Annotated in this window: 18 protein-coding genes; 14 read left to right on the forward strand and 4 right to left on the reverse strand. The window is 62.8% G+C overall.

All coding sequences use genetic code 11. From position 1 onward, the window contains the following. Nucleotides 1-2: 2 nt before the first annotated feature. Nucleotides 3-1,151 (reverse strand): patatin-like phospholipase family protein, encoded by a 1,149-nt coding sequence (locus ACF8EA_RS18730; protein WP_021782473.1) that lies wholly within the window; start codon nucleotides 1,149-1,151, stop codon nucleotides 3-5. A gap of 145 nt (nucleotides 1,152-1,296) precedes the next feature. Beyond that, nucleotides 1,297-2,232 (reverse strand): lipid A biosynthesis lauroyl acyltransferase, encoded by a 936-nt coding sequence (locus tag ACF8EA_RS18735; RefSeq protein WP_392522923.1) that lies wholly within the window; start codon nucleotides 2,230-2,232, stop codon nucleotides 1,297-1,299. Nucleotides 2,233-2,343: 111 nt separating this feature from the next. On the opposite strand from ACF8EA_RS18735, the gene minC reads away from it, so the two are divergent. The 7 genes from minC (at nucleotide 2,344) to ACF8EA_RS18770 (ending at nucleotide 9,049) form a co-directional block, all read left to right on the forward strand. Beyond that, nucleotides 2,344-3,105 carry a septum site-determining protein MinC gene (gene minC, locus ACF8EA_RS18740; RefSeq protein WP_021782475.1) on the forward strand — a complete coding sequence of 254 codons (762 nt, stop codon included), beginning with the start codon at nucleotides 2,344-2,346 and terminating at the stop codon, nucleotides 3,103-3,105. A 109-nt stretch (nucleotides 3,106-3,214) separates the two neighbouring features. After that, on the forward strand, nucleotides 3,215-4,027 hold the full coding sequence (gene minD / locus ACF8EA_RS18745; RefSeq protein ID WP_003252574.1) for a septum site-determining protein MinD: 813 nt from the start codon (nucleotides 3,215-3,217) through the stop codon (nucleotides 4,025-4,027). A gap of 3 nt (nucleotides 4,028-4,030) precedes the next feature. Then, entirely contained in the window at nucleotides 4,031-4,285 is a 255-nt protein-coding gene (minE, locus tag ACF8EA_RS18750) for a cell division topological specificity factor MinE (RefSeq protein ID WP_021782476.1), read from the forward strand. 151 nt (nucleotides 4,286-4,436) lie between these two features. Further along, on the forward strand, nucleotides 4,437-5,072 hold the full coding sequence (locus tag ACF8EA_RS18755; RefSeq protein WP_019436776.1) for an RluA family pseudouridine synthase: 636 nt from the start codon (nucleotides 4,437-4,439) through the stop codon (nucleotides 5,070-5,072). Between the two features lie 169 nt (nucleotides 5,073-5,241). After that, a complete protein-coding gene (locus ACF8EA_RS18760; RefSeq protein ID WP_392522925.1) occupies nucleotides 5,242-6,531 on the forward strand; it encodes a M18 family aminopeptidase in 1,290 nt (429 codons plus the stop codon). A 140-nt stretch (nucleotides 6,532-6,671) separates the two neighbouring features. Further along, nucleotides 6,672-6,839 carry a hypothetical protein gene (locus ACF8EA_RS18765; RefSeq protein WP_016501052.1) on the forward strand — a complete coding sequence of 56 codons (168 nt, stop codon included), beginning with the start codon at nucleotides 6,672-6,674 and terminating at the stop codon, nucleotides 6,837-6,839. A 44-nt stretch (nucleotides 6,840-6,883) separates the two neighbouring features. Next, nucleotides 6,884-9,049 (forward strand): mechanosensitive ion channel family protein, encoded by a 2,166-nt coding sequence (locus ACF8EA_RS18770; RefSeq protein WP_021782478.1) that lies wholly within the window; start codon nucleotides 6,884-6,886, stop codon nucleotides 9,047-9,049. On the opposite strand, the gene ACF8EA_RS18775 is transcribed toward ACF8EA_RS18770, so the two are convergent. After that, the gene (locus tag ACF8EA_RS18775) at nucleotides 9,046-9,759 is read right to left on the reverse strand and encodes a UTRA domain-containing protein (RefSeq protein ID WP_003252562.1); all 714 of its coding nucleotides are present in this window, start codon (nucleotides 9,757-9,759) and stop codon (nucleotides 9,046-9,048) included. The two genes, ACF8EA_RS18770 and ACF8EA_RS18775, sit on opposite strands and share 4 nt — an antisense overlap. 326 nt (nucleotides 9,760-10,085) lie before the next feature. Here ACF8EA_RS18775 and ACF8EA_RS18780 point away from each other — a divergent pair, with 326 nt between their 5' ends. The 6 genes from ACF8EA_RS18780 (at nucleotide 10,086) to ACF8EA_RS18805 (ending at nucleotide 15,365) form a co-directional block, all read left to right on the forward strand. Beyond that, a complete protein-coding gene (locus tag ACF8EA_RS18780; RefSeq protein WP_252458973.1) occupies nucleotides 10,086-11,150 on the forward strand; it encodes an ABC transporter substrate-binding protein in 1,065 nt (354 codons plus the stop codon). Nucleotides 11,151-11,279: 129 nt separating this feature from the next. Then, complete coding sequence (locus tag ACF8EA_RS18785; RefSeq protein ID WP_003252558.1) at nucleotides 11,280-12,086, forward strand: alkaline phosphatase family protein; 807 nt, start codon at nucleotides 11,280-11,282, stop codon at nucleotides 12,084-12,086. Next, nucleotides 12,083-12,922, forward strand: a complete 840-nt coding sequence (locus ACF8EA_RS18790; protein WP_103469327.1) for an ABC transporter permease subunit — start codon at nucleotides 12,083-12,085, stop codon at nucleotides 12,920-12,922. The genes ACF8EA_RS18785 and ACF8EA_RS18790 overlap by 4 nt, the downstream gene beginning before the upstream one ends. Then, nucleotides 12,912-13,706: an ABC transporter permease gene (locus ACF8EA_RS18795; protein ID WP_021782481.1), complete on the forward strand. Its 795-nt coding sequence runs from the start codon at nucleotides 12,912-12,914 to the stop codon at nucleotides 13,704-13,706. Before ACF8EA_RS18790 ends, ACF8EA_RS18795 begins: the two co-directional genes overlap by 11 nt. Nucleotide 13,707: 1 nt before the next feature. After that, nucleotides 13,708-14,697, forward strand: a complete 990-nt coding sequence (locus tag ACF8EA_RS18800; RefSeq protein WP_021782482.1) for an ABC transporter ATP-binding protein — start codon at nucleotides 13,708-13,710, stop codon at nucleotides 14,695-14,697. A 14-nt stretch (nucleotides 14,698-14,711) separates the two neighbouring features. Beyond that, nucleotides 14,712-15,365 (forward strand): HAD family hydrolase, encoded by a 654-nt coding sequence (locus ACF8EA_RS18805; protein WP_392522926.1) that lies wholly within the window; start codon nucleotides 14,712-14,714, stop codon nucleotides 15,363-15,365. Nucleotides 15,366-15,425: 60 nt separating this feature from the next. Here ACF8EA_RS18805 and ACF8EA_RS18810 read toward each other — a convergent pair whose 3' ends face one another. Next, a complete protein-coding gene (locus ACF8EA_RS18810) occupies nucleotides 15,426-16,388 on the reverse strand; it encodes an NAD(P)H-quinone oxidoreductase (RefSeq protein ID WP_021782483.1) in 963 nt (320 codons plus the stop codon). Between the two features lie 139 nt (nucleotides 16,389-16,527). On the opposite strand from ACF8EA_RS18810, the gene ACF8EA_RS18815 reads away from it, so the two are divergent. After that, complete coding sequence (locus tag ACF8EA_RS18815; RefSeq protein WP_172402795.1) at nucleotides 16,528-18,609, forward strand: carboxy terminal-processing peptidase; 2,082 nt, start codon at nucleotides 16,528-16,530, stop codon at nucleotides 18,607-18,609. Nucleotides 18,610-18,636 lie beyond the last annotated feature (27 nt).

Consider the following 18,636-nt stretch of genomic DNA (forward strand, 5'->3'; position numbering starts at 1 on the left):
CATCAAATCGCCAGGAATTCACAAAGCTCGCGCTTCTTGGCCAGGGCATCGCGCCGCCCCAATTCGATCAGTTCACTGCAATAGCTGGCCTCGAACAGCAAATAGCTCAACACCCCCGCCCCGCTGGTGCGCGTCGCCCCCGGCCCACGTAAAAACAGGCGCAACGCCGCCGGCAACTCACGGCGGTGCCGAGCGGCAATCTCATCCAGCGGCTGGCTGGGCGCCACCACCAGAACATCGATCGGTGCCAACCCCAGGCGCCGGGCATCAAGGTGCGCCGGCAAGAGCCCGCTCAAGTGGTTGAGGCGCTGCAGCAGTTCGATATCGTCTTCCAGGCTGTCGATGAATGTACTGTTGAGCATGTGCCCGCCGATCTGCGCCAGGCTCGGTTGCTGCCCGCTGAACACACGTTGGGGCGGCACCGGTGGCGCTGGCCGCTGCGGGTTTCCGCTGACCCCGACCACCAGCACCCGGCTGGCGCCCAGGTGCAAGGCCGGGCTGATCGGTGCCGACTGGCGCACTGCACCGTCGCCATAATATTCACCGCCCAGTTGCACCGGGGCGAATAGCAGCGGAATCGCCGCGCTGGCCAGCAGGTGGTCGATGGTCAGCGGTGCGGGTACACCAATACGCCGGTGACGCAGCCAGGCCTCAATGGTGCCGCGGCCCTGGTAGAAGGTCACCGCCTGGCCAGACTCGTAGCCAAAGGCGGTCACCGCCACGGCGCGCAGTTGCTCGGCGGCCAAGGCGTGGCCGATACCATCCAGGTTCAGGTGCGTTTGCAGCAGGCTGCGCAACGGACTGCTGTCGAGCAACGCCACGGGGGCCTGGCCACCCAGCCCCAGCAGGTTGTGGCCGACGAAACGGCTGGCCTGGCGCACGACCCCGGGCCAGTCGCTGCGGATGACCAGATGGCTGCGGAAATTCTGCCAGAAGGCAGTGAGCCGCTGCACGGCGTCGTTGAAGTGCACCGCACCACTGGCCAGGGTGACAGCGTTGATGGCCCCGGCGGAGGTGCCAACAATGACCGGAAACGGGTTGTGCGCGCCGGCGGGCAGCAACTCGGCGATACCTGCCAGCACGCCGACCTGATAGGCGGCGCGGGCGCCGCCGCCAGAAAGGATGAGACCGGTTACCGGGGGTGGAGCCATGGAGTCCTTCCTGGGGTCAAGGTGCTTTCATGCCTGGCCTCTTCGCGGGAGAACCCGCTCCCACAGGGCCCCGCAATATGCAGAACCTGTGGTAATCCTGCAGGAGCGGGTTTACCCGCGAAGAGGCCAGGCCTGCTTACAAGGTTCAGCGCTTTTTCTTGTCATACAGCCGCGGCGCCCCTTCGGGCCGCGACTTGAAACGGCGGTGCGCCCACAGGTACTGCTCGGGGCACTCGCGCAATACGCTCTCGACCCACTGGTTGATGCGCAGGCAATCGGCCTCTTCGCTTTCCCCGGGGAAATCCGCCAGCGGCGGGTGGATGACCAGCCGATAGCCGCTACCATCCTCCAGGCGCTTCTGGGTGAACGGAATCACCTGCGCCTTCCCCAACCGGGCGAACTTGGTAGTGGCCGTTACCGTCGCTGCCGGGATGCCGAACAGTGGCACGAAGATACTTTGCTTGGCGCCATAGTCCTGGTCCGGTGCGTACCAGATCGCCCGGCCCGAACGCAGCAGCTTGAGCATGCCGCGCACGTCTTCACGCTCCACCGCCAGCGAGTCGAGGTTGTGCCGCTCGCGGCCGCTGCGCTGGATGAAATCGAACAGCGCATTGCCATGTTCGCGGTACATGCCGTCGATGGTGTGCTGCTGGCCGAGCAGCGCGGCGCCGATTTCCAGGGTCGTGAAGTGCACCGCCATGAGGATCGCGCCCTGCCCCGCCTGCTGGGCGGCTTGCAGGTGCTCAAGGCCCTCGATATGGGCCAGGCGCGCCAACCTGGCCTTGGGCCACCACCAGCTCATGGCCATTTCGAAGAAGGCGATGCCGGTTGAGGCAAAGTTGGCCTTGAGCAAACGCAGCCGTTCGTCGACCGACAGCTCCGGGAAGCACAGTTCCAGGTTGCGCGCGGCAATGCGCCGACGTTCACCGGCAAAGTGATACATGACGGCGCCCAGCGCGGCACCGATCTTCAGCAGCACCCGGTACGGCAACTGGACTACCAGCCACAGCAGGCCCAGGCCCAGCCACAGGCCCCAGAACTTGGGGTGAAGGTAATAGGGACGAAAACGCGGGCGTTCCATTGAAGCATCCGGAAAGACAAAGGCCGCGCATTCTACAACGGATCAGCGCATGTTGCGGGCAACCGGTGTTCTCGTTATAAGTCAGGGCACTTTTTTCGCAACAAGCCGTCTATGCAGACCATGAGCCCAAACCACACACCCGACACCGCCTCCGTGTTCCAGCTCAAGGGCAGCATGCTCGCCATTACGGTACTGGAACTGGCACGCAATGACCTTGAAGCCCTCGACCGCCAGTTGGCGGCCAAAGTCGCCCAGGCCCCGAACTTCTTCAGCAATACACCGCTGGTGCTGGCGCTGGACAAGCTGCCGGCCGACGAAGGGGCGGTCGACCTGCCCGGCTTGATGCGAATCTGCCGCCACCACGGCCTGCGTACCCTGGCCATCCGCGCCAACCGCATCGAGGACATCGCCGCCGCCATCGCCATCGACCTGCCGGTGCTGCCGCCGTCAGGGGCCCGCGAACGGCCGCTGGAGCCAGAGCCCGAGGTGGTCAAAAAGCCCGAACCGGCCCCGGCGCCACCACCGCCCCCCGAACCCGAGGTGCGCCCGACCCGCATCATTACTTCGCCAGTACGCGGTGGCCAACAGATCTATGCTCAGGGGGGAGACCTGATTGTTACCGCCTCGGTCAGCCCAGGTGCGGAACTTCTGGCCGATGGCAACATCCATGTGTACGGCGCCATGCGCGGCCGCGCCCTGGCCGGCATCAAAGGCAACACCAAGGCGCGTATCTTCTGCCAGCAGATGACCGCCGAAATGGTCTCGATCGCTGGCCAGTACAAGGTCTGCGAAGACCTGCGCCGGGATCCACTGTGGGGTACCAGCGTGCAAGTCAGCCTGTCTGGTGACGTGTTGAACATCACCCGTCTTTAACGGATACTTGCCAGCATTTTTAGAGCAACTTTTTTACCGTTGCCTTTATTTAGCTATTTCAGTTTTTTGCAGGGACAAGTGTCCCGACTATTTTTAGGGGTGAAACACCTTGGCCAAGATTCTCGTGGTTACTTCCGGCAAGGGGGGTGTGGGCAAGACCACTACCAGCGCCGCCATTGGTACCGGCCTCGCACTGCGCGGCCACAAGACCGTCATTGTCGACTTCGACGTGGGCCTGCGTAACCTCGACCTGATCATGGGCTGCGAACGCCGCGTGGTGTACGACTTCGTCAACGTGGTCAACGGCGAAGCCAACCTGCAGCAGGCCCTGATCAAGGACAAGCGCCTCGAGAACCTGTACGTGCTGGCCGCCAGCCAGACCCGTGACAAGGACGCGCTGACCCAGGAAGGCGTGGAAAAGGTACTGATGGACCTGAAGAAAGACTTCGAGTACGTCATCTGCGACTCGCCGGCCGGTATCGAAAAAGGTGCCCACCTGGCCATGTACTTCGCCGACGAAGCCATCGTGGTAACCAACCCGGAGGTTTCTTCGGTACGTGACTCCGACCGCATGCTGGGCATTCTGTCGAGCAAATCGCGCCGCTCCGAAAACGGCGAAGAGCCGATCAAGGAGCATCTGCTGATCACCCGCTACCACCCAGAGCGCGTCGTCAAGGGTGAAATGCTGAGCGTGGCCGACGTCGAAGAAATCCTGTCGATCAAGCTCAAGGGTGTGATCCCGGAATCGCAGGCCGTCCTCAAGGCGTCCAACCAAGGTATCCCGGTCATTCTCGATGACCAGAGCGATGCCGGCCAGGCCTACAGTGATGCGGTCGACCGCCTGCTGGGCAAAGAGAAGCCGATGCGCTTCATCGATGTACAGAAGAAGGGATTCTTCGAGCGCATTTTCGGGAGCAAATAAACCATGAACCTTTTTGACTTCTTTCGTGGCAGACAGAAACAGTCCAGCGCGTCGGTAGCGAAAGAGCGTCTACAGATCATCGTGGCGCACGAGCGCGGCCAACGCAGCGAACCGGACTACCTGCCCGCGCTGCAGAAAGAACTGCTGGAAGTGATCCGCAAATATGTGAACATCGGCAACGATGACGTGCATATCGAACTGGAAAACCAGGGCAGCTGCTCGATTCTGGAGCTGAACATCACTCTGCCGGATCGCTGATCCGCGTAGTCGACAATTTGGGGCTGCCTTGCAGCCCTTCGCGGGCAAGCCCGCTCCTACAGGGGAATGCATATCCTTTGTAGGAGCGGGCTTGCCCGCAAAGGGCCGCAAAGCGGCCCCAGCGTTTACTGCTATTTTCGTGAGACCTGTAATGCCGCTGTCGAATGTCCAGATCCTCTTCGAAGACGCCGCCATCCTGGTGATCAACAAACCGACCCTGCTACTGTCGGTCCCTGGCCGTGCCGAGGACAACAAGGACTGCCTGATCACCCGCCTGCAGGAAAACGGCTACCCCGATGCGCTGATCGTGCACCGTCTGGACTGGGAAACCTCCGGCATCATCCTGCTGGCACGCGATGCCGACAGCCACCGCGAGCTGTCGCGCCAGTTCCACGACCGTGAAACCGAAAAAGCCTACACCGCACTGTGCTGGGGCCAGCCGGCGCTCGACAGCGGCAGCATCGACCTGCCGCTGCGTTACGACCCACCGACCAAACCACGGCATGTGGTGGACCACGAGCAGGGCAAGCACGCCCTGACCTTCTGGCGTATCGTCGAGCGCTGCGGCGATCACTGTCGGGTGGAGCTGACACCGATTACCGGGCGTTCGCACCAGCTGCGCGTGCACATGCTGTCGATCGGGCACCCGCTGCTGGGTGATCGGTTATACGCCAACCCGCAAGCCCTGGCAGCTCATGAGCGGCTTTGTCTGCATGCCTCGATGCTGAGCTTTACCCACCCGGTGTCCGGGCAGCGGTTGAAGTTCGAGTGCCCGGCGCCGTTCTGATTTTTCAGGGCCTGTACCAGCCTCTTCGCGGCTAAAGCCGCGCCCACAGGTACCGCGCTGCTCTCAGGGGCTGTGTAATACCTGTGGGAGCGGCTTTGGCCGCGAAGATGCAGACACCAATTGTCGACATTCTGCGTTAAACTCGCGCCACTGCTGTCTGGAGTGAGCTATGCGCGATGCACTGAATACCGGCCTTATCGACTTTCTAAAGGCCTCCCCCACGCCCTTCCATGCCACCGCCAGCCTGGTCCAGCGCCTTGAGGCGGCCGGCTACAAGCGCCTGGACGAGCGCGACAGTTGGGACCCCGAGGCTGACGGCCGCTACTACGTCACCCGCAACGATTCTTCAATCATCGCCATCAAACTGGGCACGCAGTCGCCGCTGCTCAATGGCATCCGCATGGTCGGCGCCCACACTGACAGCCCGTGCTTGCGGGTCAAGCCTCAGCCCGAGCTTCAGCGCCAGGGCTTCCTGCAACTGGGCGTGGAAGTGTATGGCGGCGCGTTGCTGGCACCCTGGTTCGACCGCGACCTGTCGCTGGCCGGCCGCGTCACCTACCGCCGTGACGGCAAGGTCGAAAGCCAGCTGATCGACTTCAAGCTGCCAATCGCGATCATCCCCAACCTGGCGATCCACCTGAACCGCACCGCCAACGAAGGCTGGGCGATCAACCCGCAGAACGAACTGCCCCCCATCCTCGCCCAAGTGGCTGGTGACGAGCGCGTCGACTTCCGCGCCCTGCTCACCGAGCAACTGGCCCGCGAGCACGAATTGATCGCCGACGTGGTGCTGGACTACGAGCTGAGCTTCTACGACACGCAGGACGCCGCGCTGATCGGCCTGAATGGCGACTTCATCGCCGGCGCCCGCCTGGACAACCTGCTGTCGTGCTACGCCGGTTTGCAGGCCCTGCTGGCCGCCGATAGCGACGAAACCTGTGTGCTGGTGTGCAACGACCACGAAGAAGTCGGCAGTTGCTCGGCCTGCGGTGCCGATGGCCCGATGCTGGAGCAGACCCTGCAGCGCCTGCTGCCCGATGGCGACACCTATGTGCGCACCCTCCAGCGCTCGCTGATGGTGTCGGCCGACAACGCCCACGGCGTGCATCCCAACTACGCCGACAAGCATGACGGCAACCACGGCCCCAAGCTCAACGCCGGGCCCGTGATCAAAGTGAACAACAACCAGCGCTACGCCACCAACAGCGAGACGGCCGGGTTCTTCCGCCACTTGTGCATGGCCGAGGAAGTACCGGTGCAGAGCTTCGTGGTGCGCAGCGACATGGGCTGTGGCTCGACCATCGGGCCGATCACCGCCAGCCACCTGGGTGTGCGCACGGTGGACATCGGTTTGCCGACATTTGCCATGCATTCCATTCGCGAGCTGTGCGGCAGCCATGACCTGGCGCACCTGGTGAAGGTACTGACCGCGTTCTACCGTAGCCGCGAGCTGCCTTGATGTAAGCAGGCCCGGCCTGTTCGCGGCGGTTCGACGCCTCGAACAGGCCGAGCCTGCTTACACATGCTCAAGGTCAATCACGCCTCGTTTGCCAAGCGCTATGCTTGTTACATGGCCCCACTGCAAAAGGATTGCTGTCCATGTCCCCGTTCCTGTCTCTGTTCGTGCCGGTGTTCCTGTTCCTGATGCTGCTGACCATCGGCTTCAGCATGCGCGAACGCAACATCGGTGTACTGATGATGTGGATCGGCACCTTGGGTATTTTCGGCCTCACCTGCTGGAAGATCCTCGAGAAACTGCCGACATAAACCTCTACACTCGGTCAATCGTTTGACCTGAGGTAGATTTTCCAGTGCCTGCCCTCCTGCGTTACCTGTTCCTGCTGCTATTGCTTTTCATTGCCCCGGCACAAGCGGCGGGCCTGCCTGGCCTGCTGGGCGGCAGCGCGCCCGCGCAGCCAGAGGCCACCGAGCCGCTGGGCAAATCGCTGGACGAGGTGATCAAGAACCTCGAAAACGATCAGCAACGGGCCAAGCTGCTGGCCGACCTGAAAAAGCTGCGCGACGCCACCCGGCAATCGCAACCCAGCGTTGAACAGGGTGTGCTCGGCCTGATCGGCGGTGCCCTGCACGACTTTGAAAAACAGTTCAGCGGCGATGCCAGTCCATTCCACCGCTGGGCCGCGGAAATCGAACAGGCCCAGGCCGAACTGGCGGAACTGGTGGTGCCCGTGCACCAATGGCCGGCGATCCTGTTCGGTTTTGCTGCAGTGATTGCCGTGTGGAGCGTGCTGGCCTATGCCTTCAACTGGGTAGGCCATCGGGTACGCCTGCGCTTTGGCCTGAGCGAAGAACTGCCACAGCACCCGCGTACCTGGGACCTGGTGCGCTTTGCCTTGCGCAAGCTCGGCCCATGGTTGGTCGCGCTGGTGTTCACGGTCTACCTGAGTTTCGTGCTGCCGCCATCGCTGGGCAAATCCCTGGCCATGGTGCTGGCCTACGCACTGGTGGTCGGTACCTGCTTTTCGGCCATTTGCGTCATCGCCTTTTCCTTGCTGGACGGCCCACACCGCCACCGTGCCCTGCACATCCTGCGGCGCCAGGCGTTTCGCCCGTTGTGGCTGATCGGCAGCTTCGCCGCGTTTGGCGAGGCGATGAGCGATCCACGCATGCTGGTGGCCCTCGGTACTCACCTGGCCCACGCCCTGGCTACCTTGGCCAATGTGATTGCGGCGCTGTGCACCGGGTTGTTCATCCTGCGCTTCCGCCGCCCGATCGCCCACCTGATCCGCAACCAGCCACTGTCGAGGCGACTGACCCGACGCACCCTCAGCGATACCATCGAGATCCTCGGCAGCTTCTGGTTCATTCCGGCGCTGATCCTTGTGGCCATTTCGCTGTTCGCCACCTTCGTCTCCGCCGGCGACACCAGCACCGCCCTACGCCAGTCGCTGATGTGCACGGTGCTGGTGGTGGTGTGCATGGTGCTCAACGGCCTGGTGCGCCGCCATACTGCCAACCCCAAGCGGGCCAGCAAGCGCCAGGCGGTGTACACCGAGCGCCTGCGCAACTTCGGCTACCTGCTGGTGCACCTGTTCATCTGGCTGGTGTTCATCGAGTTGGGCCTGCGCGTGTGGGGCGTGTCGATGATCAGCTTCGCCGAGGGCGACGGCCATGACGTCAGCCTGCGCCTGCTGGGCCTGGCCGGCACGCTGATGGTGGCCTGGCTGGTGTGGATCCTTGCCGACACCGCCGTACACCATGCCCTGGTGGGCTCGCGCCGGGGGCTGGCCAACGCCCGCGCGCAAACCATGATGCCGTTGATCCGCAACGTGATGTTCGTGGTCATCTTCATCATCGCGGTCATCGTCGCACTGGCCAACATGGGCATGAACGTCACTCCGCTGCTGGCCGGTGCCGGTGTGATCGGCCTGGCCATCGGTTTTGGCGCGCAGTCGCTGGTGGCCGACCTGATCACCGGCCTGTTCATCATCATCGAGGATTCGCTGGCCATCGACGACTATGTGGATGTCGGCGGCCACCTGGGCACGGTGGAAGGGCTGACCATTCGTACCGTGCGCCTGCGCGACATCGACGGCATTGTGCATACCATCCCGTTCAGCGAGATCAAGAGCATCAAGAACTACTCGCGAGAGTTCGGCTACGCGATCTTCCGCGTGGCAATCCCGCACAGCATGAACATCGACCAGGCGATCACGCTGATTCGCGAAGTGGGGCAGAAGCTGCGCAATGACCCGCTGATGCGCCGCAACATCTGGTCACCGTTGGAGCTGCAGGGGGTGGAGAGCTTCGAGTCAGGCTCGGCGATCTTGCGGGCGCGGTTCAAGACCGCGCCGATCAAGCAGTGGGAGGTGTCGCGGGCTTTCAACCTGGCCTTGAAGCGGCAACTGGACGAGGCCGGGCTTGACCTGGCAACGCCGCGGTTGTCGGTGCAGGTGGTGACAGCCGGTGGGGGTGGAATGACAGAGGCTGGTTCGCAGGAGCAGCCAGCACGCTAGCCTGCCTGCGCCCTGATGCGAATGGCATCATGCCGCCAATACTCGAGGTCGCAGTCGATCAGGTGCCCATGCTGGTCACTGTTGACCCGGGTAATGTGCAACCCCGGGCTGCCCGCCGACACTTTCAAGGCACTGGCCGCCTCCACCGGCAACGCTGTCGGCAGGATCTCGAAGCACACCTGCCCGTATTCGATGCCATACACCCGCCCATAAATCTCGGTCAGTGACTGCGCCAGGTCGTGTTCAAGAATGCCGGGAAAGTACCGGGGGTTGAGGTAGTGCTCGGCATACAGCACCGCCCGCCCGTCAATCCGCCGTAACCGGCAGACGCGCACCACGCTGGACAACGCCGGCAGCTGCAAGCGTGCACAAATGGCCGCCGAAGCCGGCTGCAGCCTCGCCGACAGCAGTTCGGTACTGGCCACCCGCCCCTGATCGCGCACCATGGCATGGAAGTGGCTGCGCTCGATCAGGTCGTAGGTCAAGCGCTGCGGCGCAACGAACCAGCCTCGGCGCTCTTCGCGGTAGATCAGGCCTTGGGCCTCCAGCTGCACCAACGCCTCACGCAGGGTAATGCGCGTGGTGTCGAACACCTCGCTGAGCCGCCGCTCGGCCGGCAGCTTGCCGCCCGGCGCCAGCAGACCATGCTCGATCTGCTCCTGCAGGGCATGACAGATGGCTGTTACCGCACGCGGGGGCGTCGACTGCATCAAAAGGTTACCTATCTGGACTAGTCCAGCCCCATCACAGGGCATTTGGAGAACAGTGCAAGCCTATGCAGGGCTGATGAACATCCTGTGACAAAGCTTAGGCCAGCCATTGCCAGAAACGAGCCAAGCCAGCAGAGCCGGGGCGATTACCTGGTCTACGCTGTAGCTTCAGGGCCCTTGCCGGCCCCCTGCCTACATCAAACTGTCACGCAAGCGGCCTACCTTGGCTCAAGGTTTGCTGACCTAGACCAAAGGTGCCAGTCAAAGGCTTGCAACGGCTTTACCCAGAATAATGATCGCAAGGCACCCACCCAAAGGAGCTTCGGATGAAAAAGTTCTTCATGGCGTCACTGCTTGGTTCGGCCATCGCGTTGTGTACCTCGGCCATGGCCGCCGGCACTGACCTCAAGGCCCTGGAAGACGCCGCCCGCAAGGAAGGCACTGTCAACAGCGTGGGCATGCCCGACGCCTGGGCCAACTGGAAAGGCACCTGGGAAGACCTGGCCAGCAAGTACGGCCTCAAGCACAGCGACACCGACATGAGCTCGGCGCAGGAACTGGCCAAGTTCGAAGCCGAGAAAGACAACGCCAGCGCCGACATCGGTGACGTGGGTGCCGCTTTCGGCCCGATCGCGGTGACCAAGGGCGTCAGCCAGCCTTACAAGCCAAGCACCTGGGACCAGGTGCCGGAATGGGCCAAGGACAAGGACGGCCACTGGGCGCTGGCCTATACCGGCACCATCGCCTTCATCATCAACAAGGACCTGGTCAAGGAAGAAGAACGGCCGAAAACCTGGCATGACCTGGAAAAAGGCAAGTACAAGGTTGCCATTGGCGACGTCGGCACCGCCGCCCAGGCCGCCAACGGTGTGCTGGCTGCGGCCATCGCCTACAAAGGTGACGAGCAGAACATCCAGCCGGGCCTGCAGTTGTTCACCAAACTGGCGCAGCAGAAGCGCCTGTCGCTGGCCAACCCGACCATCCAGACCCTGGAAAAGGGCGAAGTGGAAGTTGGCGTGGTGTGGGACTTCAACGGCCTGAGCTACCGTGAACAGATCGATCCCAAGCGTTTTGAAGTGCTGATCCCCTCGGACGGCTCGGTGATTTCCGGCTATACCACGGTCATCAACAAGTACGCCAAGCACCCCAACGCGGCCAAACTGACCCGTGAATACATCTTCAGCGATGCCGGGCAGATCAACCTGGCCAAGGGGCACGCGCGGCCGATCCGGGCCGAGCACCTGAAACTGCCGGCGGATGTGCAGGCCAAGCTGCTGCCCAACGACCAGTACGGTGCCGCCCAGCCGATCAAGAATGCCGAGGCCTGGGAAGCCACCTCGAAGAAACTGCCGCAGATGTGGCAGGAGCAGGTGATCATCGAGATGGAGTAAGGGGCCGGGCTTTGTAGCGCCTGATCCGGCCCTTTCGCGGGTAAACCCGCTCCTACACAGGGATACGCGATACATGTAGGAGCGGGTTTACCCGCGAAGGTGCCAACGCGGTTCATGACTGGAGAAAACATGCAACACAACGTCATCCTGGTCCTGCTCGACGGCCTCAACTACCAGGTCGCCCACCACGCGATGGGCCACCTGCACGCCTACGTCGAGGCCGACCGTGCCGCGCTGTACCGCGTGGAATGCGAGCTGCCATCGCTGTCGCGGCCGCTGTACGAATGCATTCTTACCGGCGTGCCGCCAATCGACAGCGGCATCGTGCACAACAACATCAACCGCCTGTCCAACCAGCGCAGCGTGTTTCACTACGCACGCGAGGCCAATCTGGGCACTGCAGCGGCCGCGTACCACTGGATGAGCGAGCTGTACAACCGCTCGCCCTTCGACCCGCAGCGTGACCGCCACACCCACGCGCCAAAGCTGCCGATCCAGCACGGGCTGTTCTACTGGGACGACCGTTACCCCGATTCGCACCTTCTGGCCGATGGCGAGTACCTGCGCCGCCGCCACGCACCCAACTTCCTGCTGGTGCATCCGATGAGCGTTGACGACGTGGGTCACCGCCACGGCCTGGACAGCAGCCAGTATCGCAACGCTGCGCGCAGCGTCGACATCCTGCTGGCCGACTACCTGCCCGGCTGGCTCGAGGAGGGCTATCAGGTATTGGTCACCGCCGACCACGGCATGAACAACGACCGCTCGCACAACGGCCTGCTGGCTGAAGAACGTGAGGTGCCGCTGTTCGTCTTCGGCGACGCCTTCAGCCTGGACCCGGCCGCCAAGCCGCTGCAGACCGAACTGTGCGGCACCATCTGTGAACTGCTGGGCGCCGCGCATGACAAGACGGTTTGCCGGGAGCTGCTGAAGTGAGTGGCGGCATACGTGGCCGCTACCTGGCCCTGCTCTGCCTGCTGCCGTTCGCCGTGTTCTTCGTCATCTTCCAGGTCGCCCCACTGGCCTGGGTGGCGATCAACAGCCTGCAATCGGAAGCCGGCTGGGGCATCGACAACTTCAGCAAGGTGTTCGCCTCCAAGTTCTACCTGCAGGCGTTGCAACGCAGCCTGGAAATCAGCTTCTGGTCGAGCGTGTTCGGCATCGTCATCGCTACCCTCGGTGCATACTCGCTGCGCCAGGTGGACTCGAAGCTGCGCGACTTCGTCAGCGCCTTCGCCAACATGACCAGCAACTTTGCCGGCGTACCGCTGGCCTTTGCCTTCATCATCCTGCTCGGTTTCAACGGCGCGCTGACCCTGCTGCTGAAGCAGGTCGGCCTGCTGGAAGACTTCAGTATCTATTCCAAAAGCGGGTTGATCCTGGTGTACACCTACTTCCAGATCCCGCTGGGCGTATTGCTGCTGTACCCCGCCTTCGATGCCCTGCGCGAAGACTGGCGCGAGTCAGCCGCGCTGCTGGGCGCCAACCACTGGCAGTACTGGCGACACATCGGCCTGCCGGTACTGGCCCCGGCACTGCTGGGCACCTTCGTCATCCTGCTGGCCAACGCCCTCGGCGCCTACGCCACCGTGTACGCACTGACCACCGGCAACTTCAACGTACTGCCAATCCGCATCGCCGGCCTGGTGGCGGGCGACATCAGCCTCGATCCGAACCTGGCCAGCGCCCTGGCGATGGTGCTGGTGGGGCTGATGACGCTGGTCACGGTGGTGCATCAATGGCTGCTGAAAAGGAGCTACCATGCGCGCTGACATCCGTTCCGGCGGCTGGTACCACCGCCTCGTGGTCTACCTGCTGTTCCTGATCCTGCTGCTGCCCCTGGCCGGCACCCTCCTCTACTCGCTGGCCACCAGCTGGTCGGCGAGCCTGCTGCCCAGTGGCCTGACCCTCAAGTGGTATGCGGCGCTGTGGAGCGAGCCGCGCTTCCTTGCGGCCTTCGGCCAGTCGCTGCTGGTGTGCGTTGGCGCACTGCTGCTGTCGGTGGTGCTGATCTTGCCACTGCTGTTCGTGGTGCATTACCACTTCCCGCGGCTCGACGCGCTGATGAACATCCTCATCCTGCTGCCTTTTGCGGTGCCGCCGGTGGTGTCGTCGGTGGGGCTGCTGCAACTGTATGGCAGCGGGCCGATGGCCATGGTCGGCACACCGTGGATCCTGATCGGCTGCTACTTCACCATCGCCCTGCCGTTCATGTACCGGGCCATCACCAACAACCTTCAGGCCATCAACCTGCGCGACCTGATGGACGCCGCGCAACTGCTTGGCGCCAGCACCTGGCAGGCCGCACTGCTGGTGGTGCTGCCGAACCTGCGCCAGGGCCTGATGGTGGCATTGCTGCTGTCGTTCTCGTTCCTGTTCGGCGAATTCGTGTTTGCCAACCTGCTGGTCGGCACCCGCTACGAGACCCTGCAGGTGTACCTGAACAACATGCGCAACAGCAGCGGCCACTTCAACAGCGCACTGGTGATCTCCTACTTCGCCTTCGTGCTGGTACTGACCTGGGTCGCCAACCGCCTGAACAAGGACAAGACCTGACATGAGCTTCGTCAGCGTACAGAAACTGCAGAAAAGCTACGCCGGTAGCCCGGTGTTCGAGAGTATCGACTGCCACATCGAACGCGGCGAATTCGTCACCCTGCTCGGCCCGTCCGGCTGCGGCAAGTCCACCCTGCTGCGTTGCATTGCCGGGCTGACCTCGGTGGATAGCGGGCAGATACTGCTCGACGGCCACGACATCGTGCCGCTAAGCCCGCAAAAGCGTGGCATCGGCATGGTGTTCCAGAGCTACGCGCTGTTCCCCAACATGACCGTGGAGCAGAATGTCGCCTTTGGCCTGCGCATGCAGAAGGTCAAGGCCGATGAAAGCCAACTGCGGGTACACGAGGCGCTTGAGCTGGTGGAGCTGGGCAAGTTCGCCGGGCGCTACCCACACCAGCTTTCCGGCGGCCAGTGCCAGCGTGTGGCCCTGGCCCGCTCACTGGTCACACGCCCGCGCCTGCTACTGCTCGACGAACCGTTGTCGGCGCTGGATGCGCGTATCCGCAAGCACCTGCGCGAGCAGATTCGCGCCATCCAGCGCGAACTGGGGCTGACCACCATATTCGTCACTCACGATCAGGAGGAAGCGCTGACCATGTCCGACCGCATCTTCCTGATGAACCAGGGGCGCATCGTCCAAAGCGGCGATGCCGAAACCCTCTACACCGCACCCGTGGACCTGTTTGCCGCCGGCTTTATCGGCAACTACAACCTGCTCGACGCCGACAGCGCCAGCCGCCTGCTACAGCGCCCGGTGGCCAGCCGCCTGGCGATCCGCCCAGAGTCGATCACCCTTGGCGAGCACGGCGAGCTTGACGCCGAGGTACGCAGCCACAGCCTGCTGGGCAACGTGATCCGCTACCGGGTGCGGGTGCGTGAAGTGGAGCTGGTGGTCGATGTGCTCAACCGCTCGCCGGCCGACTTGCACGCGGACGGGAAACGGGTAAGCGTGTCGATCGACCCCACTGCGCTGCGGGAAGTGGCTTAAGGAGACTCACCACAATGGCACTGGCAATTTTCGATCTGGATGAAACCCTGATCCACGGCGACTGCGCATCACTGTGGAGCGAGCAGATGGCCCGGTTGGGCTGGGTCGACGGCAAGGACTTCCTGCGCCGCGACCATGAGCTGATGGAAGCCTATGGCAGGGGCCACCTGCAGATGGAGGACTACATGGCTTTCAGCCTGGAGCCGATTGCCGGGCGCACCCTGGAAGAAGTCGAGCACCTGGTGACACCGTGGGTCGAAGAAGTGATCGAACCGATCATCTACGGTGACGCCTGCCGCTGCATCGCCGAGCACCGCAAGCGTGGGGATCGCATCCTGATCATTTCCGCTTCGGGTACGCACCTGGTCGGGCCGATTGCCGCGAGACTGGGCGTGGATGAATACCTGGCCATCGAGCTGGAGGCAGTGAACGGGGTGTACACCGGCAAGACCCACGGGGTGCTGACCTATCGTGAGGGCAAGATCACCCGATTGCTGGAGTGGCTGGATCAGGAGCAGGAAAACCTGGAGGGCGCGAGTTTCTATTCCGATTCGAGGAATGACTTGCCGTTGCTGTTGAAGGTGGATCACCCACATGTAGTGAACCCGGATGCGGTGTTGCGCGAGCATGCCGAGATCAACGGGTGGCCGATTCTGAGCTGGAGCTGAAGGTCTTCATGGCCTGTGCCGGCCTCTTCGCGAGTGACCCCGCGAAGAGGCCAGGCCTGCTTACACCAGGCTAGGGTCGATCACCATCACCAGCTTGCCCGACACCTGGTTGGTCTCCAGCTCGGCATACGCCGCCTGGGCAAACTCCACCGGATAGGTATCGACCAGCTGCGGCGACAACCGCCCCTCGGCAAACAGTGGCCATACGTGCTGCTGCAGTTCGCTCAGCAGCTCGGCCTTGAAGCCGTCGTCACGGTTGCGCAGGGTGGAACCGGTAATTTCCAGACGCTTGCCCAGCACTTGGGCCAGGTCCAGCTCAAACTTGCGTCCGCCCATCAGGCCGATGATCACCCAGCGACCGTCGCGGGCCAACAGTTTGAGGTTCAGCTCACCGTAGCTGGCGCCCACCGGGTCGAGAATCACATCGAACGGGCCAAAACCTTCCAGCGCTTCCAGGTTCTCGTTACGTACCACACCACCCGCAGCGCCCAGCGCCTGGCAGTAGGCAAGACGATCCTGCGAACCGACGCTGACCCATACCGGGCTGCCGAACGCCTTGCACAGCTGGATAGCGGCCGAGCCAACGCCACTGGCGCCGGCGTGCACCAGCACCTTCTCGCCAGCCTTCACTGCACCGAGCTGGAAGATGTTCAGCCAGGCGGTGGCATACACCTCCGGCAACGCTGCCGCTTCATGCAGGCCAAGGCCCTCGGGCACCGGCAGCACATGACGGGCATCCACCACCACTTCCTCGGCCATGGCGCCGCTGGCCAGCAGGGCGCAAACGCGATCACCCACGCGCCAATCGGCACCAGCCCCCACCTCTTCGACCACCCCGGCACACTCCAGCCCCATGTACGGGCTGGCACCCGGCGGTGGCGGGTACAAACCTTTCATCTGCAGCAGGTCGGCGCGGTTCAGCCCCGCAGCGGCCACGCGAATGCGCACTTGGCCCGCGTCACAGGTCGGGCGTTCGGCCTCGACCCACTCCACATGTCCGTCAACGCCTTGCAATGCCTTCACAGTGCCTCCATAGTTGAATCATGACTGGGCCTGAGGTCGCTTACCTCAGGCCTTTTGCAGTATTTGCCCGGCTCCATGGAACCGGCAACGGAAAAGACGGCCTACTATGCGTGATCAATTGCCTCCACGTCGAATCAGCATGAAGCATTTCCTTCCAAGCACCGCACTGGCTGTGATGATCGGCCTGGGCAGCCTCACGCTCGGCGGCAATGCAGTGGCCGCCAACAAGTGGGACAGCCTGCAGCCGGACCGCGACGAGATCGTCGCCAGCCTCAACGTGGTGGAGTTGCTCAAGCGCCACCACTACAGCAAGCCCCCCCTGGACGATGCCCGTTCGGTCATTATCTACGACAGCTACATCAAGCTGCTGGACCCGGCGCGCAGCTACTTCACCGCTGCTGACATTGCCGAATTCGATAAATGGAAAACGCAATTCGACGATTTTCTCAAGAGCGGCAACCTGGACCCGGGCTTCACCATCTACAAACGCTACCTCGACCGCGTCAAGCAACGCCTGGACTTCGCCCTGGCCGAGCTGAACAAGGGCGTGGACAAGATGGACTTCACCACCAAGGAAACCTTGCTGATCGACCGCAAGGACGCACCGTGGATGAAGAACCAGGCCGAGCTCGACGACTTGTGGCGCAAACGCGTTAAAGACGAAGTGCTGCGCCAGAAGATCGCCGGCAAGGAACCCAAGCAGATCCAGGAAACCCTGATCAAGCGCTACAAGAACCAGCTCGCGCGCCTGGACCAGACCCGTGCCGAGGACATCTTCCAGGCCTACATCAACACCTTCGCCCAGTCCTACGACCCACACACCAATTACCTGTCGCCGGACAACGCCGAGAACTTCGACATCAACATGAGCCTGTCGCTCGAAGGCATCGGTGCGGTGCTGCAAAGCGACAACGACCAGGTCAAGATCGTGCGCCTGGTGCCGGCCGGCCCGGCAGCCAAGACCAAGCAGGTGGCCCCGGCCGACAAGATCATCGGCGTGGCCCAGGGCAACAAGGAAATGGTCGACGTGGTGGGCTGGCGCCTGGACGAAGTGGTCAAGCTGATCCGCGGCCCGAAAGGCTCGGTGGTGCGCCTGGAAATCATCCCGGCCAGCAATGCGCCTAGCGACCAGACCAGCAAGATTGTGTCGATCACCCGTGAAGCGGTGAAGCTTGAAGAGCAGGCGGCGAAGAAGTCGGTGCTCAAGCTCAAGCAGGACGGGCGTGACTACAAGCTGGGCATCATCGAGATCCCGGCCTTCTACCTGGACTTCAAGGCCTACCGCGCTGGCGACCCGGAGTACAAGAGCACCACGCGTGACGTGAAGAAGCTGCTCACCGAACTGCAAAAAGAAAAAGTCGACGGCGTGGTCATCGACCTGCGCAACAACGGCGGTGGCTCGCTGCAGGAAGCCACCGAGCTGACCAGCCTGTTCATCGAAAAAGGCCCGACCGTGCTGGTGCGCAACAGCGACGGCCGCGTCGACGTGCTGGAAGACGAAAACCCGGGGGCCTTCTACAAGGGCCCGCTGGCACTGCTGGTCAACCGCCTGTCGGCCTCGGCATCGGAGATCTTCGCCGGTGCCATGCAGGACTACCACCGCGCGCTGATCATCGGTGGCCAGACCTTCGGCAAAGGCACCGTGCAGACCATCCAGCCGCTCAACCATGGCGAGCTGAAGCTGACCCTGGCCAAGTTTTACCGGGTTTCCGGGCAGAGCACCCAGCATCAGGGGGTACTGCCGGACATCGACTACCCATCGATCATCGACACCAAGGAAATCGGCGAGAGCGCCCTGCCAGAGGCCATGCCGTGGGACACCATCCGCCCGGTGGTCAAGCCTGCCGCCGATCCGTTCAGGCCGTTCCTGGCCCAGCTCAAAGCGCAGCATGAGGCACGTAGCGTCAAGGATGCCGAGTTCACCTACATACGCGACCGCCTGGCCCTGACCCAGAAGCTGATGAACGAGAAAACCGTCAGCCTCAACGAGCAGGAACGCCGTGCACGCCACGACAGCATCGAGACCAAGCAACTGGCGCTGGAAAACATCCGCCGCAAGGCCAAGGGTGAAGAACCGCTGAAAGAGCTGAAGAAAGAGGACGAAGACGCTCTGCCGGTCGAGGATGAAAACACCAAACCGGAAGACGACGCTTACCTCGCCGAGACTGGTCGCATCCTGATCGACTACCTCAGTGCCAGCACCAAGGTGGCCAAGAAGTAAGGCACGTCAGCAATGATGGCAGAATAA

Source organism: Pseudomonas sp. YQ_5 (genome assembly GCF_043103305.1).
In the GTDB taxonomy this organism is placed as follows: domain Bacteria; phylum Pseudomonadota; class Gammaproteobacteria; order Pseudomonadales; family Pseudomonadaceae; genus Aquipseudomonas; species Aquipseudomonas putida_Y.

Excerpts from the sequence above, each read along its gene's own strand:
- ACF8EA_RS18730 (WP_021782473.1), bottom strand. The coding sequence starts at position 1,151 with ATGGCTCCACCCCCGGTAACCGGTCTCATCCTTTCTGGCGGCGGCGCC.
- ACF8EA_RS18735 (WP_392522923.1), bottom strand. The coding sequence starts at position 2,232 with ATGGAACGCCCGCGTTTTCGTCCCTATTACCTTCACCCCAAGTTCTGG.
- minC (WP_021782475.1), top strand. The coding sequence starts at position 2,344 with ATGCAGACCATGAGCCCAAACCACACACCCGACACCGCCTCCGTGTTC.
- minE (WP_021782476.1), top strand. The coding sequence starts at position 4,031 with ATGAACCTTTTTGACTTCTTTCGTGGCAGACAGAAACAGTCCAGCGCG.
- ACF8EA_RS18755 (WP_019436776.1), top strand. The coding sequence starts at position 4,437 with ATGCCGCTGTCGAATGTCCAGATCCTCTTCGAAGACGCCGCCATCCTG.
- ACF8EA_RS18760 (WP_392522925.1), top strand. The coding sequence starts at position 5,242 with ATGCGCGATGCACTGAATACCGGCCTTATCGACTTTCTAAAGGCCTCC.
- ACF8EA_RS18765 (WP_016501052.1), top strand. The coding sequence starts at position 6,672 with ATGTCCCCGTTCCTGTCTCTGTTCGTGCCGGTGTTCCTGTTCCTGATG.
- ACF8EA_RS18775 (WP_003252562.1), bottom strand. The coding sequence starts at position 9,759 with ATGCAGTCGACGCCCCCGCGTGCGGTAACAGCCATCTGTCATGCCCTG.
- ACF8EA_RS18780 (WP_252458973.1), top strand. The coding sequence starts at position 10,086 with ATGAAAAAGTTCTTCATGGCGTCACTGCTTGGTTCGGCCATCGCGTTG.
- ACF8EA_RS18785 (WP_003252558.1), top strand. The coding sequence starts at position 11,280 with ATGCAACACAACGTCATCCTGGTCCTGCTCGACGGCCTCAACTACCAG.
- ACF8EA_RS18795 (WP_021782481.1), top strand. The coding sequence starts at position 12,912 with ATGCGCGCTGACATCCGTTCCGGCGGCTGGTACCACCGCCTCGTGGTC.
- ACF8EA_RS18800 (WP_021782482.1), top strand. The coding sequence starts at position 13,708 with ATGAGCTTCGTCAGCGTACAGAAACTGCAGAAAAGCTACGCCGGTAGC.
- ACF8EA_RS18805 (WP_392522926.1), top strand. The coding sequence starts at position 14,712 with ATGGCACTGGCAATTTTCGATCTGGATGAAACCCTGATCCACGGCGAC.
- ACF8EA_RS18815 (WP_172402795.1), top strand. The coding sequence starts at position 16,528 with ATGAAGCATTTCCTTCCAAGCACCGCACTGGCTGTGATGATCGGCCTG.